This window comes from Psychrobacter sp. ASPA161_9 (assembly GCF_051970275.1).
GTDB lineage: Bacteria > Pseudomonadota > Gammaproteobacteria > Pseudomonadales > Moraxellaceae > Psychrobacter.
On the sequence record NZ_JBEFNI010000004.1, the window covers coordinates 227,183 to 242,847 of the forward strand.

The window sequence follows — 15,665 nt, forward strand, 5'->3', positions numbered from 1 at the left end:
AGATAACCCACGATTAACCAATAAACTTTCTCAAGGAAGGAGAACGTAATGGAAAATGCGAAAGTTGCCGTCGCTGCGGCAGGAGTGAAAGCCCTCGATCATAAGACGGTTGGAAAGGCGGTTGGAGAGGAAAGTCTGGCACCGCAAACCACGCGGATTATGGGCTCATGGTCTTATTTATTTGCTTGGTTAGGTGGGTGTGTCTCCATCGGGACATTCACGGTTGGATCAGGCCTCGTCGGCACCTTAAATCTACTACAAGTGGTTGTCGCCATTACGATTGGTTGTAGCGTTATTGGCGCAGCGCTGATGATTAATGGCCGAGCCGGTCATAAATATGGTATACCGTTCATGGTGCAGACTCGCTCTGCCTTTGGTTTTTCCGGTAGCCGTATTCCAGCACTCGTGCGTTCAGTGCCAGCGATTGTATGGTTTGGCTTTCAGAGCTGGATTGGTGCTGGAGCCCTAAACTTGGTATCTGATACTTTGTTTGGCTACAACAATATTGTCGTCTTCTTCATTGGCTTTCAATTCCTACAAATTGGTTTATCCGTCCTTGGTTTCCATGGAATCAAATGGCTTGAAAATATTGGTTCCGTTTTTATTATCGGTTCACTTGCATACATGTTTTTTAGTGTCATTAACAAGTATGGCGCTACGATTTCTACCAACCTTGTTAATGTTGAGGGTACTTGGGGCACACCGTTTTGGGGTGCAACGATGTTGTTCTTGGGTGTCTATAGCACGATGATGCTCAACGTCTCTGATTATTCAAGAGAATTGCGTAAGAATGTTGGGCTATTCCGTCAAGTGGTTATTTATGCCAACTCAATTCTTCCTGCCACACTATTTATGGGGTTGATTGGGGTGATGGTCACTAGTGCGACTGGTGAAGTTGACCCTATTCAAGTGTTTTCTAGCGCCGTCGATAACAAGCCTTTATTGATTATCACCATGCTTTTCATCGCTTTTGCGCAAGTCACGACCAATATCTTAAACAACGTTATTCCACCTGCTTATGCGTTAATGGATATCTTTAACCTTAAGTATAAAACAGCGGCTGTTATTGTTGGTTTGCTAGCATTCTGTACCTTCCCTTGGGAGCTGGTAAAAGATGAATCTGCCGCAGGATTAAATTTATTTATTCAAACGTATTCAGCCTTCTTGGGCCCAATATTTGCAATCTTGGTAGTAGATTACTATTTCTTGCGCAAACAAAAACTTGATATCGATAAGCTCTATGACAAAGACGGCCCTTATAAAGGCGTCAATATGGCTGCAGTCATTGCTATGGTTATCGGTACTGGGGTCGCGTTAACCTTCTCAAGTATCTCATGGTACGCAAGCTTAATTCCAGCAGGTGCTATCTATTGGATCTTGATGCTTAAAATGCCCGCTGCGCAGCGTTTTATGTCATAAATAATTTCGTTCAGAATTTGAGATAGATAAACAACAATCCCTACCGTAGAGTGTTCTACCGTAGGGATTGTTGCGTTAAGCAGTTGGTTGCTGCATGATAACCTTAAGTTGTCACGGTCTTAGCTGATTTTGAGGTGTTAAACAGCGCTAAGCTCCTATCGCTTACTTTTTTTACTGAAATGTAAGATTACTCTCATCAAGGAAGATGAAATATGAAAATAGGCATCCCTAAAGAAATTAAAAATAATGAAAATCGTGTTGGCCTAACCCCAAGTGTGGTTAGCATCTTGGTCGACAACGGTCATGAAATTTTGGTCGAAAGTAATGCTGGTATCGGCTCACAATTTACTGATGAGGATTATAAAGCGGCAGGGGCTACTATCGTTAAAAGTGCCGATAAGGCTTGGAATGCTGAGCTGGTTATCAAGGTAAAAGAACCCCAGAGTAATGAATATAAGTATTTGATTAAAGGTTTAACATTATTTACCTATTTGCATCTCGCTAACGAGCCCGAGCTTGCGAAAGTGTTGATCAATAATAAAGTAACCGGTATTGCTTACGAGACAGTGCAATTGACAGACAACTCATTGCCACTACTCACACCGATGAGCGAAATTGCTGGGCGTATGAGTACGCAAATTGGTGCGCAGTTTTTGCAGACTTTTTATGGCGGTAAAGGGATTTTGCTGGGCGGCGTTCCAGGCGTTCAAAAGGGCAGAGTGACTATTATTGGTGGCGGGGTAGCCGGTACAGAAGCGGCCAAAATTGCGATTGGCTTACGTGCTGACGTTACTATTTTGGATCTTGATCCTAAACGTCTCAAGCAGCTATCTGAGATGTTTGATAATAATGTGCAGACTCTAATATCTAACAAAGTCAACATCGCAAAGAGTGTAAAGGAAAGTGATTTGGTCATCGGTGCAGTGTTGATTCCAGGAGCGGCAACACCGAAACTCGTCAGCGAGGAGATGATTAAATCAATGAGCGCTGGCAGTGTCATTATTGATATTGCTATTGACCAAGGCGGCGTCTTTGAAACTACCGACCGTATTACTACTCATGATAGTCCGACTTATATTAAGCATGGGGTGATTCATTATGCGGTTGCTAATATTCCAGGAGCAGTGCCACGTACCTCAACAATAGCGCTCTCTAACGTCACCTTGCCGTATGTATTGGCACTAGCTAAAAAAGGCTATCGGCAAGCATGTCTTGATGATCCAGCACTGGCAAAAGGCGTTAATACCACTCAAGGCTATATGACCTATAAGGTAGTTGCTGAGACGTTGGGTTATGAATATAAAACACTAGATGATTTGATTGGTTAGATTCTTTAGAGAATAGGGCTGCTGGTGGGGTCAGTATGTATCGCGTTTCAATATAAAAGCACAATGTTTTTAATAATGTTTTCAATGATTTAAATTGACGGCAAATACTCATTATTATACTGTAGATAATAGACAACAACCACTATAGACAATATAGGAATAACAGACATGGAACTTTATGATTTAGAGTTATCAGGGAATTGCTATAAGGTTCGGCTGTTTTTAGCATTGATTCAACAACCTTATACATTGCGCTCGGTGGATTTTTTAGAAGGTGAACATAAGAATGAAGAATCTATTAAACGTAATGTCTTTGGTGAAATTCCGGTATTCATTGATGGCGATTTAATTCTTAGAGATTCGCAAGCCATTCTTGTTTATCTTGCTAGAAAGTTTGATAGAACGGACTGGTATCCAACGACGCCTGCTGATGAGGCTAAGGTTGTGCAGTGGTTGATGGTCGCTGAAAGTGAGATTGCCAGAGGCCCTAATGATGCCCGATTGCATGATAAGTTTGGCTATCCATTAGACATTGATTTGGCTAGGAGCAAGTCAACCCGCATCCTTGATATCTTAAATAAGCATCTAGCAGATCGTGACTGGTTAGAGCTTGATCGGCCGACGATAGCGGATTTAGCTTGCTTCCCTTATGTCGCACTTAGCCACGAAGGCGGCGTATCACTAGAGTCTTATCCAGCGATACAGAGCTGGATGGAGCGTATCAAGGCGCTACCAAATTTTGTCTCCATGCCTGAAATATGATGAAAAATTACTCCTACGGTAGGCTTATTAATGCAATTAGATGGAATTTTAAATTAAGCAACTCTCTAAGTAAGCCATCTATATTAATTGTAGTAAATTAGAAATTTGAGCTAAGCCACAACCTTAATCTAAGCGACCAAAGCGGCTGAATACCTGTCAATCCTTGTGTCATCTCACCATCTTTTAAGATGACATATGAAGGTGTGACCTGTCCCTGCCAATCGGCGAAAATATTGCCTTCTTGGTCATTAATTGTCGTAAAACTATAATCATGCTCATTAAGATAGCTGTGAAGTTCTTGATCAGAGCCTGACTTAATAGCGATAGTAACTACTGGATAGTTATTCGCCGCTGCGAGCTTGTCTATAGTTGGCGAGGTCACGCTACAAATCGGACACCATGTACCCCAGAAATATACCAGCGTTGGCTTATCCGCACTCATAGCAGCCAAATCAACTGCCTGTCCTTGATAGTCAGTAAGTTGCAGCTGCGGATTGGCTGGCATGACAGGTTGTCGCCACCAGTTAATTGCAGTATATACCACCACAAAGACTAGGCCATATAACAGTACGGTCTTAAGCACTGATAACAGCTTCTGTTTTGGGGTTTTCTTAGGCTTTATCTTTTTCTTTTCAACATCAGTAATCATAGCGTCTGCTTTTCTTGTCTTCAGTCTATTTACTTAAATGAATTACTCGGAGTAGGGGTTTTCTGAAATAAAGGTTTTTTGGATAAAAATAAACGGCTGAATGGTCAGCCGTTTTATTAAAATAAAGGTTGTTAAAGTAGTAAGTTCTTAGAGTAGTAAGTTTTCAAAGTTTGCAGCTGTCTTTTAAAGCTTTTAAGACTTCTCAGCACGTCCTTGCAACGGATCACCTAGTAACACACTACCAGAGTTTTCGCGACGCTCTTCATCGCTGATTTTACTCGCAGAAACTTTGGCTTTTCGCTTCCACTTAAGACTAAACAAGTCGTCACGGCGATCAAGCAAATTATGTACTGAACCTTCGTTACGCACATGAATGAGCTTATCTAAATTCACATCAGAGAAAAATACCATCTCTGTATTAGGTGTGGTTTCTGCCATAATGGCATCATGCGGAAAGGCAAAATCTGAAGGTGAGAAAATAGTCGACTGCGCGTATTGAATATCAAGGCTTTCAACTTGCGGCAAGTTACCAACTGATCCGCAAATCATCACATAGCATTCATTTTCGATAGCACGTGCTTGCGCGCAATGACGCACACGCAAATAACCATTTTGCGTATCTGTCCAGAACGGTACGAATAAAATATCCATATCATCAAGCGCCATTAAGCGTGCAAGCTCAGGAAATTCGACATCGTAACAAACCAAAATACCAACACGGCCAGCGTCAGTATCAAACACTTTTACCTCATCACCGCCTTCGATAACCCAAGCACTACGCTCGTGCGGGGTAATATGGATTTTGCGCTGCTCTTCTACGGTACCGTCACGGCGGCATAAATAGCTGACATTATATAAGACATCGTTTTCATCGATTAGCGGCATAGAACCGCTGATGACGTTGACGTTATAGCTTACTGCCAAATGTGAGATCTCATTTTTGAACCATTCGGTATAACCAGCCAAAAATCGAATAGCAACGTTTTGATCCGTTGATTCGCACAGACCCATTAATGGCGCATTAAAAAACTCTGGCAAGCAAGCAAAGTCAGAATTGTAATCTGCCATAATATCGACAAAGAATTCAACTTGTTGTAGGAGTTCTTCTGGCGACTCAACTTCACGCATCTGCCATTGAATACCACCGATGCGTACTTCAGATTTACGAGTGTTTGGCTTGTAATCTCTGGGTTCGTAATAGATATTTGCCCACTCAAGCAGGGTTGCAAAGCCTTTAGATTGTTTATCATCTGGTAAATAAGCAGTTAAAATACGCTTGACGATAAAGCCATTAGACAACTGGAATGATAGAGCAGGATCGTGAATCTCACGCGATTCAACAGCCTCGATATAGTCACCAGGGGATAAATCCTGATGGTCATGATATTTCGGAATACGCCCACCAGCTAGGATAGCTCGCAAGTTGAGCTGGCGGCATAGCTCTTTACGAGCATCATATAATCTACGACCCAAACGATAGCCACGATATTCAGGGTCAATCAGCGCATCTAGACCATAGATAGCATCGCCTTCAGGGTTGTCTTTAATGATTTCTTTTTGTCCAATTAAATCATCATAAGTATGCGGGTTCGAGAACTTGGTATAATCAACACGCATAGACAGCACGATACCGATTAACTGATCGTGGTCAAATAAAGCGATTTGCCCTTCTGGAAAAGCATCAATCAAAGTGTGAATAGTAGTCTTTGACCATGAACCGCCTAAGTTAGCATAGACACGATCCATCAATGATTTTAACTGTGGGTAATCTTTTTTCTTAATTTCGGCAATCGTTAGATGAAAATCGTCTAATTTTTCAATTTTGCTCATAGTATTCCTGTTTTGGGTATTTACGAATGTTAAATCGTTGGGTTTGAAGTGGATTAAATATTTATAGGATTTATAACACTGAATTTTTGTGTAACAAAAGTCATAAAAATATACCAATCATTCCGTATAATCGTTACAATAATTTATCGTTGCATTTACAATGAGTTATCACTGCTATATTGGTTATTTAGTAAGCATATAGATAGAGGTAAGTTAACGTTTTACAACTATTAACTTAGAGTTTGTCTCATAATTAAGTAACTGTTTATTTTTAAATAGGCGTTCGTTCATGAATAAATATCTGATTATAAGTAGATATTTAGACTAATAGCTAATTTTCAGCACTTTTTATGACGATAGCATAGCTTACTAGGATAGTTATTCTATCAAGCAAAGTAAGTAATGACAGTCCAGCATAGTAAATATTTACTACGTTTTTGTGAATTGTTTCGTGTTACTTATTTTAGTATCACTTCTTTCGTTTGTTCAGCTTTATTTGTAATCCGCGCAAAAGCGCTATTTTTAGGACTTTTCATGCCCTTGCAACCTGTTGATACGGTCAACTTATTAGAGAATACAGAAGAGTCGGCACTCATTCAGCTGGTTTACGTTAGTAGTATCACTTTTAAAAGTCGTATAAATACGTCGATATTCGATGAAGTAGAAAAACACGCGCGCGACCACAACGAAGACCATGGTATCACTGGCATTTTATGCTATGGCAATGGACAGTTTTTACAATGCATTGAAGGTAGCAAAAAAGAAGTACTCACCTTACAAAAGCGTATCTTTGCTGATACTCGTCATAAGAATGTTAAGGTACTGCTGATACAAGCTATCGATCAGCGTAGCTTTAGTGATTGGCGTATGCGTTTATTGTTTTTGGAGCGTTGGCTATGGTCACCAGCGACAAAACAACAAGCGGCACAGTTGGCACCATTTCTGCCTTTTAGTCCGCACGGCTGGCCTCCTAAGCGCACCGAACAGTTTTTACAAATCATTAAAAACTTTGAGACTCCGCCTCATATTAAAGCTGCTGGCATTACCTATAATGCCTTGGGTAATATGGTTCAGCACATCGCAGCGCCTCATCAGGCATTTTTAATTGTGCAGAGTGTCTTAAGCTTATTAGTTATCGTCGCTCTGATTCTATTATATTTATAAGTTCTATCACATAGCTTACAAACATATAACTTACATATAAGTCATGCGGTTGCAGCTGAATGAAAATGACGCTAAGTAGTCTTACCTAGCGTCATTAATTTATGATACCAATTAAAAATTATCCATTCACATATCAAAAATCTTTCCACGATTCATAATATTGTTTGGATCAAATACTTTTTTGATTTGCCTTAAGTAATCAATTTCAGTCTCGCTGCGACTATAGTGTAGATAGGGCTTTTTAGTCATGCCGACACCATGTTCAGCGGATACTGAGCCACCGTATTTTTGCACTGTCTCAAACACGTATTTATTGACAATTTGACACTCGCTAAAGAAGTCATCCTTGCTCATATTTTCAGGCTTGAGAATATTTAAATGCAAATTGCCATCGCCGATATGACCGAACCAGCAAACTTCGAAATCAGGATAATTGCTGCTGACAATATGGTCAATCTCAGCGATAAAATCAGGCACATGGCTGATTAATACCGATACGTCATTCTTATATGGCGTAAATACTGAGATGGTCTCGGAGATATACTCGCGTAGTTTCCATAGCTCCTCAGCTTGCGCGATGCTTTGGCTCATGACGCCATCAACGACCCAGCCTTGTTCCATGCAATGCTCAAATATCGCCATGGCCTTATCCATAATTGGCTCATAAGGCGCTTCAAACTCAAGCAGCGTATAAAACTTGGTACGCGACTCAAACGGCTCTTGAACCTGACCATGCGCCATTAATTTGTCAACTGCCACATCGTCGAAGAATTCAAAAGCAGTCAAATCAATCTGTGCTTGAAAGGCAGACAGTACATTCATCACATCATTAAACGTGTCCATGCCAAGTACCATGACATTCAAGTCTTGCGGCAGACGCTCAAGCTTGATTTGTGCATGAGTGACTAAGCCTAGCGTGCCTTCACTACCAATAAACAGCTGGCGCAAGTCGTAACCAGTGGCGTTTTTGACCATACCACGATTCAATTGCAAGATATCGCCTTTGCCCGTGACCACGGTTAAACCCATAATCCATTGACGGGTCATACCGTAACGAATCACTTTGATACCGCCAGCATTGGTGCCGATGTTACCGCCCATCTGACTTGAGCCTGCCGAAGCAAAGTCAACAGGGTAGTACAAGTCTTTGGACTCCGCGAATTGCTGTAGCTGCTGAGTGACCACGCCTGCTTCGATTTCTACTAGACGATCAGCAGGGTAGAATTGTCCGATATGATTCATCTTATCCATACTGACGACAATCTCGCCATTGGCAGCGACCGCGCCAGCAGATAAACCCGTACGACCGCCACTAGGTGTTAGTACCACGTTGTGCTCATTAGCGAGTAGTACGACAGCTTGTACTTGTTCCGTCGTTTTTGGAAAGACAATAGCCGTGGGCGCGGGCGCAAAATGCTTGGTCCAGTCTTTACCCCAATGCTCTAAGCTTTCGCTATCGGTTTTAATTTGTGTATTATCGAAATTGTGCTCATTTACCAAGCTATTCAGAATGGTATCGAGCTTATCATTATCGGTAACAGTTGTAGTCTGAGTTGCAAATGGCGTCATGGTTGAGTCTCTGTATAAACATTAGCGCTACACCTAACGGCTTCTCTTAACCGAAAAATTTCAACTAAAGTTAGGGCTAATTAAAAGCAGCTTTAGATAAATAAGTTAGGACAAGCTAGGTAATATTATGAACGCTTAAAGGCTGTAAATAGTGAATAAAGCAGTTTAAACAATGTTTAGATAACAAAGCTCACTATAGCATAAAAAGTTTTCAGGCTTGATAAGCAATAATTCATCTAATCTGCTAACATCACCGTTAAATTTTGTGTAAGATAACCGGACTGTTTTCGTTTCATCTAGCATAGATTATTTTTAATAAGACAACCATAGGACAGTCCTCACATGGCATTATCATTACAAAAAGACAAAATCCGGTTTTTATTACTTGAAGGCTTGCACGAGAACGCCTTAAAGATTTTAGACAATGCTGGTTATAAAAACATTGAGTATCTTAGTCACGCCCTCGATCAAGATGAGCTGATTGAAAAAATCAAAGACGCGCATTTCATTGGTATTCGTTCGCGCACGCAGCTGACTCGTGAAGTTCTTGAGCACGCAGACAAGCTTATCGGTATTGGTTGCTTTTGTATCGGCACCAACCAAGTCGACCTTGAAGCGGCTCGCGAGCTCGGTATTCCAGTCTTTAACGCGCCATACTCTAACACTCGTTCGGTTGCAGAATTGGTATTAGCAGAAGCGATTATGCTATATCGTGGTATCCCTGAAAAGAATGCCACTGTCCATCGCGGCGGCTGGGGCAAGTCTGCTACCAATTCACATGAAGTACGTGGCAAAACAATCGGTATTGTCGGTTATGGCTCTATCGGCTCACAGCTATCTGTACTGGCTGAAAGCTTCGGTATGAAAGTTATCTATCATGATGTGGTTACTAAATTACCGTTAGGTAACGCCCATCAAGTAGATAGCTTAGAAGAGCTACTATCTACCGCTGATATCGTGACTTTGCATGTGCCAGATGAGCCAAGCACACGCTATATGATGAAAGCGGCGCAGTTCGCACAGATGAAAGAAGGCAGTTACTTTATCAATGCGGCACGCGGAACTTGCGTTGAGATTGATGATCTTGCTGCGGCACTTGAGTCGGGTAGAGTTTTGGGCGCTGCCATTGACGTATTCCCGAAAGAGCCAAAGTCTGCCGATGAAGAGTTTGAATCTCCATTGCGTAAATTCGATAATGTCATTTTAACTCCGCATATCGGTGGTTCAACGCAAGAAGCACAGGCCAATATCGGTTTAGAAGTAGCTGAGAAGTTCGTTAGATATTCTGATCAAGGCGATACTATCACGGCTGTGAACTTCCCAGAGGTTTCTATCCCCTTTAAAGAAGGCACCCATCGTTTGCTGCATATTCACAGAAACGTGCCAGGTGTACTGTCGCAAATTAACCGTCTATTTGCAGAAGCGCACATTAACATCTTAGCGCAAAGTCTAATGACTGAAGGCGACGTTGGTTACTTGATGATGGATGTTGATTATAATGATTCTAGTGCGGCTCTTGATCAGCTAAAAGACGTAGAAGAAACGATTCGCGTGCGGATTTTATTTTAGAGTTGATGCTTATCGTTTAACTTTACAATTAGCATAATAAAAAAGAGATGCCACTTGAGCATCTCTTTTTTTATTATCAATTTTACTAGTAGTGAATCTAGCCTAATTTAGCTTTGTTAGCAGCGTCCGCTTGACGGCGTGCCTCAGTTTTGGCTGCTTTACGTGTTTCCATAACTTCATTGACGTCGCTACCAATATGGGCTTCACCGCGTTTTTTCGCTAATTGCATTTGATGCTCACGCTCACGGAAGCGCGCTTTTTGCTCCTCAGTGGCTTTATTGATACAGTGCGGGCAAGACTCACCTTTGATATAGGCGACACTTTGCATGTCATCAGCAGTGATGGGCATACGGCAAGCAAAGCATTGTTCGTAATCACCTTTTTCTAAGTTATGATTGACCGAAACGCGATTATCAAATACGAAACAATCGCCCTCCCACATAGAATCGCTGGTGGGTACTTCTTCTAGATATTTTAGAATGCCACCTTCCAAGTGATAAACCTCTTCAAACCCTTGCTGACGCATAAAGGCCGTTGATTTTTCGCAGCGAATACCGCCAGTACAGAACATCGCCACTTTCTTATGTTTACTTGGGTCTAGCTCTTTTGCCACATACTCTGGAAACTCGCGAAAGGTTTCCGTGTTTGGATTTACAGCATTCTGAAAAGTACCGATTTGTACTTCATAATCGTTACGAGTATCGATTAGTAATACTTCAGGATCTGAGATGAGCGCATTCCATTCACTTGGTTTTACATAGCGCCCAACCGATTGCAATGGATCAATATCTTCAACACCCATCGTCACGATTTCTTTTTTTAATTTTACTTTAGTACGATAAAAGGGCTGGGCGTCAGTATAAGATTCTTTAAAAGTAAAACTACCAATCGCCTCAATGCTACGCAGATAATCAAGGACATTATTGATGCTCTCTCGAGTACCAGAAATCGTACCGTTAATGCCCTCGCTTGCTAGCAGTAAAGTACCTTTTACATCGTTGTCGAGCATACTGTTTAAGATAGACTCACGGTACTGCTCAAAATCTGCAAAGCGCGTAAATTTATAGAGAGCTGCGACGACGATATTGTTGGTCACGCTATCGTATTCAGTCGCTTTTTTGCTCTCATTACTTACGTTATTTGGGGTAGTGCTCATACATATCTCCTGCTGGCTAGGTCGCAAACCTAGTGCAATAAGTTAAATTTAAGTTTTGGTGTGTTATAACACTGGCACAATTGTGGAATTGGACAATGCGGGCTTAGTGTAGCAAATTTAGAGTGGGTTTTGAATATTTTATAAAGGTGAGCAGGATAAATTAAGGATCTTTTTGACTACTTATTACTCATCTATAAAGGTAGACTAATCACCTACAGCAATCAAATAATGTCAATGGAGATGACACATGAGCGAACCATCTATCAACACACCTATCAATCCAACTACTAACGCTTCCGCTAGCACACCCATCAGCCGATACCCTGTACCGTCATTAGATAGCCTGCCTGATGATATTCTTGCACGTATTCTAGCGGTGCAAGAAAAAGCCAAGTTCATTCCCAATGTATTTTTAGCGCTAGCATACCGCCCAGCAGAGTTCAGAGCCTTTTTTGCTTATTATGATGCCGTTATGGAGCGGGAGGGTAGTACGCTAAGCCCAGCCGAAAAGGAGATGATCATTGTCGCTACTAGTGCTGCCAATGGATGCCAATATTGTGTCATCGCCCATGGTGCGCTACTGCGTGTGTTCTCTAAAGAACCGCTGCTGGCAGACCAGATAGCAGTCAATTACTTGCATGCGCCTATCAGCCCTCGACAAAAAGAGATGCTAGCATTTTCGATAAAACTCTGTCGCACACCAGAGCTTGTTCAAGAATCAGATTATGTAGCACTCATGGAATATGGCTATGATGACGAGGATATTTTAGACATTAGTAGTATTACTGCATTCTTTGGCTTGTCTAATAGAATGGCGATTGTAATGAATATGCAGTCCAATGCAGAGTTCTACACCATGGCTCGCGCACCGAGGGAATAAGAGTTATCTAAGACAGTTAATTTAATCATTCATCCTTATACAAACACAAAAAATCCAGCTCAAAGGCTGGATTTTTTATTATTAGCTTATTTATCTAAAGCTTACTTACTTTGGAACCAACGATCTGCTTGGCTACGAGCGCTAGCGATGTCTGAGCTTGATAAGTTCAATGCCAACTGACCGATTTTACCACGAGCTTTGTTACGGACTTTTTCATCTAACATGCCGTCACGGGCAGCAAGGTCATACCATTTATAGGCATCAACTAGATTTTTTTGCTTCTCATCTAACAACGCAAGTGTATAGCTAGCACGGTTATCACCACGCATTGCTGCTTTTTCTAACCAACCACGTGCTTGCTGCAAGTTTGGCTTTACACCTTCACCGCGTAGATACATGATAGCGAGATTAAGCTGGGCAGGGGCAACACCTTGTTCTGCAGCGCGCGTGTACCACTGTACTGCTTGCTTAGTGTTCTGAGCGATACCTTCGCCTTTTTGTAGACGCTTAGCGAGATAAAACTGTGCATGATCGTTACCCTGTGAGGCACGAGCTGACAGCTCACTAACAGGCATAAGCTCAAAACGTGACGTATCAAGTGGCACGTTTGAGATTAAATCAGCGTTCGCCATACCAGCACAAGAGAATAAAGCAGTAAACAAGGCGGCTTTTAATAATTTCATAGCAGCTCCAAAATTAGGCAGTTGATAAGCAATGGATAAAGTTTGCCGCCAAAACTCAAAAGATTAGGCGGCGCTATCATAGACATTACACTTTGCAGTATGAACTTACCTAGTTATTAGCAGAGTTATATTAACTATAAATCAGTAGCAGACCTATAAATATAAGTCGCTGTGTTTACGCTAAATCAACAGATAAGTAATTGTAATGGGGGTGTCATCGACACTATTTTGCTAGCTTACCACCCAAAGTTACGAAACTCAAATACTAATTACTCGTTTTAACGTCATTTTGGGCTTTATAGTATGTAACAAAATCATACGGTTATTAAGCCGTATGAAAGAGTATACAGAAAAATAACGCTTAGTCAGCTAGTAGTTAGCTCAGTTATAAAAGGTTAAGTTTATGATTTTAACTGGATTTATGTTTGGTTACACGATAGATAGCAACATCTGCCAATAGGTTAGGTGCTTGTCTGATTAATGCTGTCATCAATGGCGAATGACCTTTATCAGAGTCACTGACTGCAAAACGACTGATAATATGAATATCATGCTTTACACACAGTTGCTCAAAATCTTTGAACGTACACAGATGAATGTTGGGAGTGTTGTACCACTCGTAAGGCAATGCTTCTGAAACTGGCATCAGACCTTTTAACCCCAAATGAAGGCGGTTTTGCCAATGGGCAAAGTTAGGAAAGGTAATAACGGCTTCACGAGCGACCCGAAGCATGTCGAGCAGGAGCACGTCTGGCGCTTTGACGGCTTGTAGCGCTCGTGCCATGACTACGGTATCGAAGCTATTATCAGCAAAGCGACCTAGACCATCGTTAAGGTCTTGCTCGATAATGGACAAACCCTTACCAATAGCGTCATTAATCTTATCTTCGTCAATCTCAAGTCCATAGCCAGTTACGCCACGTTTTTGTTGCAAATGTGCGAGTAGCTCGCCATTGCCACAGCCTAAATCTAGCACGTGTGACTGCGGGGCAATCCAGCGTTCGGCCAGCTGATGATCCATTCTCATGAGCGTTCTCCTTTGGCTGTCAGGCTCTTAGCAATAAACGGCGCGGTTAAAAATCCTCTAACAGCGCCCATATAGCGTGGAATATCGAATAAAAATGAATCATGACCATGTGGTGCGTCAACATTGATATAGCTGACCGGCTTACCCGTAGCCATTAAGGCATCGACTATCTCTTGCGAGCGCTCTGGTGCAAAGCGCCAATCAGTAGTAAAAGACACCACTAGATACTGGCACTGCGTATGGGCGAATGCTGCCTTAAGCGCGGTAAGTTCTTGATGGTTTCCATGCTCGCTACCATCGTGAGTCACTAAATTATCTTCAAGCTCACTTTCACTAGTATTGACTGACGCGGCGATTGAGTCTTCAATTTGTATTGACGGATCTGTGTTATCAGCTGCTTGTGTTGATGGATAATCGCGCGTCGGGTCAAAGTAATCTAAGGCTTTGGTCATTAATAGATAAGTATTGGCATCGAAGTTTTCGCTAAAACGTTCACCTTGATAACGCAGATAGCTTTCAACTTGGAACTCAACGTCATAGCCATACATAAATTTGCCTGATTTTAGATCACGACCAAACTTGGCTTTCATTGCATCTTCGGTCAAATAAGTAATATGACCAACCATGCGCGCAAGGATAAGACCCCGGCGAGGATACGTGCCTGCTTGTAAATAACGACCATCTTTAAAATCAGGATCAGACAAAATAGACTGACGAGCGACTTCATTAAAGGCAATATTCTGGGCGGAAAGCTTTGGAGTGCTGGCGATAACCACGCAACGTTTAAGTCGATTTGGATAATCAACTGACCATTGCAACGCTTGCATACCGCCCATTGATCCGCCAACAATGGCATGCCAGACGTTAATGCCTAAGCGATCTGAAAGCATGGCTTGAGTCTTTACCCAGTCTTTAATTGTGACAAGAGGAAAGTCAGGGCCATAAACTTGTGATTCACTATCATCAGCTTTTTTTACGGTGTCAGGATTAATCGTCGTTGGACCGGTAGAACCAAAGCAACTACCAATATTATTGACGCATACCACATAAAATTGATTGGTATCGATAGCTTTATTAGGGCCAATCATATTGTCCCACCAGCCAGATTTTTTGTCATCAGCACTATGGAATCCTGCCGCATGATGACTGCCTGATAGGGCATGGCAGATCAGAATGGCATTTGATTTATCACTATTAAGCGTGCCATAGGTCTCTATCTTTAAGTCAAACGAGGGCAGCGTACGGTTGCACTCCAAGGTCAATGGCTCAGCGAAATGGAAGTTTTGGGGCGTGACGATTCCCACTGAGCCAACTGCATTGGGCTCATCTGTGGGGGACTGGTCACTGGTATTATCAGGACGTGCGTTCAAAGCTACCTCGCAAGACAACAATCATCAATGAAATAAAAGCAATATGCCGACAGAATAATTTGCCTATACTGTTTTTTTGAAATGGGCTCGCCTATTGTATGGCGATGCGCGTATGAGTACAACCTTCGAGCGCAGTCTTTATTTTAAGCGCGTATCAAATTGTATAACGGTAGCCTTTACCATGCGTTTTTGCACGATAAAATGCTACACTAAAGGCGAACATTAGCAGCTATTTTAAATCTTATAATAATGCTGTTAT

General features: G+C 41.8%; 13 protein-coding genes. 6 read left to right on the plus strand and 7 right to left on the minus strand.

From position 1 onward, the window contains the following. Positions 1 to 48 precede the first annotated feature (48 nt). From ACTQ9S_RS06925 to ACTQ9S_RS06935, 3 genes are all read left to right on the plus strand, one after another. Positions 49 to 1,419 carry an NCS1 family transporter gene (locus ACTQ9S_RS06925; RefSeq protein ID WP_082787145.1) on the plus strand — a complete coding sequence of 457 codons (1,371 nt, stop codon included), beginning with the start codon at positions 49 to 51 and terminating at the stop codon, positions 1,417 to 1,419. Between the two features lie 212 nt (positions 1,420 to 1,631). Continuing rightward, positions 1,632 to 2,747: an alanine dehydrogenase gene (gene ald, locus ACTQ9S_RS06930; protein ID WP_068034423.1), complete on the plus strand. Its 1,116-nt coding sequence runs from the start codon at positions 1,632 to 1,634 to the stop codon at positions 2,745 to 2,747. Positions 2,748 to 2,915: 168 nt separating this feature from the next. Then, entirely contained in the window at positions 2,916 to 3,509 is a 594-nt protein-coding gene (locus tag ACTQ9S_RS06935) for a glutathione S-transferase family protein (RefSeq protein WP_440454511.1), read from the plus strand. Between the two features lie 97 nt (positions 3,510 to 3,606). On the opposite strand, the gene ACTQ9S_RS06940 is transcribed toward ACTQ9S_RS06935, so the two are convergent. Both ACTQ9S_RS06940 and ACTQ9S_RS06945 read right to left on the minus strand, forming a co-directional pair. Further along, a complete protein-coding gene (locus tag ACTQ9S_RS06940; RefSeq protein ID WP_068325915.1) occupies positions 3,607 to 4,158 on the minus strand; it encodes a protein disulfide oxidoreductase in 552 nt (183 codons plus the stop codon). 192 nt (positions 4,159 to 4,350) lie between these two features. Next, the gene (locus tag ACTQ9S_RS06945) at positions 4,351 to 5,988 is read right to left on the minus strand and encodes a carbon-nitrogen hydrolase family protein (RefSeq protein ID WP_068034429.1); all 1,638 of its coding nucleotides are present in this window, start codon (positions 5,986 to 5,988) and stop codon (positions 4,351 to 4,353) included. A 534-nt stretch (positions 5,989 to 6,522) separates the two neighbouring features. Here ACTQ9S_RS06945 and ACTQ9S_RS06950 point away from each other — a divergent pair. After that, positions 6,523 to 7,152, plus strand: a complete 630-nt coding sequence (locus ACTQ9S_RS06950; RefSeq protein WP_440454512.1) for a BLUF domain-containing protein — start codon at positions 6,523 to 6,525, stop codon at positions 7,150 to 7,152. Between the two features lie 126 nt (positions 7,153 to 7,278). On the opposite strand, the gene ACTQ9S_RS06955 is transcribed toward ACTQ9S_RS06950, so the two are convergent. Next, complete coding sequence (locus ACTQ9S_RS06955; RefSeq protein WP_068034433.1) at positions 7,279 to 8,721, minus strand: FAD-binding oxidoreductase; 1,443 nt, start codon at positions 8,719 to 8,721, stop codon at positions 7,279 to 7,281. 342 nt (positions 8,722 to 9,063) lie between these two features. On the opposite strand from ACTQ9S_RS06955, the gene serA reads away from it, so the two are divergent. Then, on the plus strand, positions 9,064 to 10,290 hold the full coding sequence (gene serA / locus ACTQ9S_RS06960; protein ID WP_068325921.1) for a phosphoglycerate dehydrogenase: 1,227 nt from the start codon (positions 9,064 to 9,066) through the stop codon (positions 10,288 to 10,290). Between the two features lie 97 nt (positions 10,291 to 10,387). Here the strand turns inward: serA and trhO are convergent, their stop codons facing one another. Further along, the gene (gene trhO, locus ACTQ9S_RS06965) at positions 10,388 to 11,446 is read right to left on the minus strand and encodes an oxygen-dependent tRNA uridine(34) hydroxylase TrhO (RefSeq protein ID WP_440454513.1); all 1,059 of its coding nucleotides are present in this window, start codon (positions 11,444 to 11,446) and stop codon (positions 10,388 to 10,390) included. Positions 11,447 to 11,693: 247 nt separating this feature from the next. Here trhO and ACTQ9S_RS06970 point away from each other — a divergent pair, with 247 nt between their 5' ends. Beyond that, the gene (locus tag ACTQ9S_RS06970) at positions 11,694 to 12,326 is read left to right on the plus strand and encodes a peroxidase-related enzyme (RefSeq protein ID WP_440454514.1); all 633 of its coding nucleotides are present in this window, start codon (positions 11,694 to 11,696) and stop codon (positions 12,324 to 12,326) included. A 101-nt stretch (positions 12,327 to 12,427) separates the two neighbouring features. Here the strand turns inward: ACTQ9S_RS06970 and ACTQ9S_RS06975 are convergent, their stop codons facing one another. The 3 genes from ACTQ9S_RS06975 to metX all read right to left on the minus strand — a co-directional run bounded on the left by ACTQ9S_RS06975 (position 12,428) and on the right by metX (position 15,340). Beyond that, entirely contained in the window at positions 12,428 to 13,009 is a 582-nt protein-coding gene (locus tag ACTQ9S_RS06975) for a tetratricopeptide repeat protein (protein ID WP_068034439.1), read from the minus strand. A gap of 409 nt (positions 13,010 to 13,418) precedes the next feature. Beyond that, positions 13,419 to 14,036 (minus strand): methionine biosynthesis protein MetW, encoded by a 618-nt coding sequence (gene metW, locus ACTQ9S_RS06980; protein ID WP_440454515.1) that lies wholly within the window; start codon positions 14,034 to 14,036, stop codon positions 13,419 to 13,421. Continuing rightward, a complete protein-coding gene (gene metX, locus ACTQ9S_RS06985; protein WP_440454530.1) occupies positions 14,033 to 15,340 on the minus strand; it encodes a homoserine O-acetyltransferase MetX in 1,308 nt (435 codons plus the stop codon). Before metX ends, metW begins: the two co-directional genes overlap by 4 nt. Positions 15,341 to 15,665: the final 325 nt, after the last annotated feature.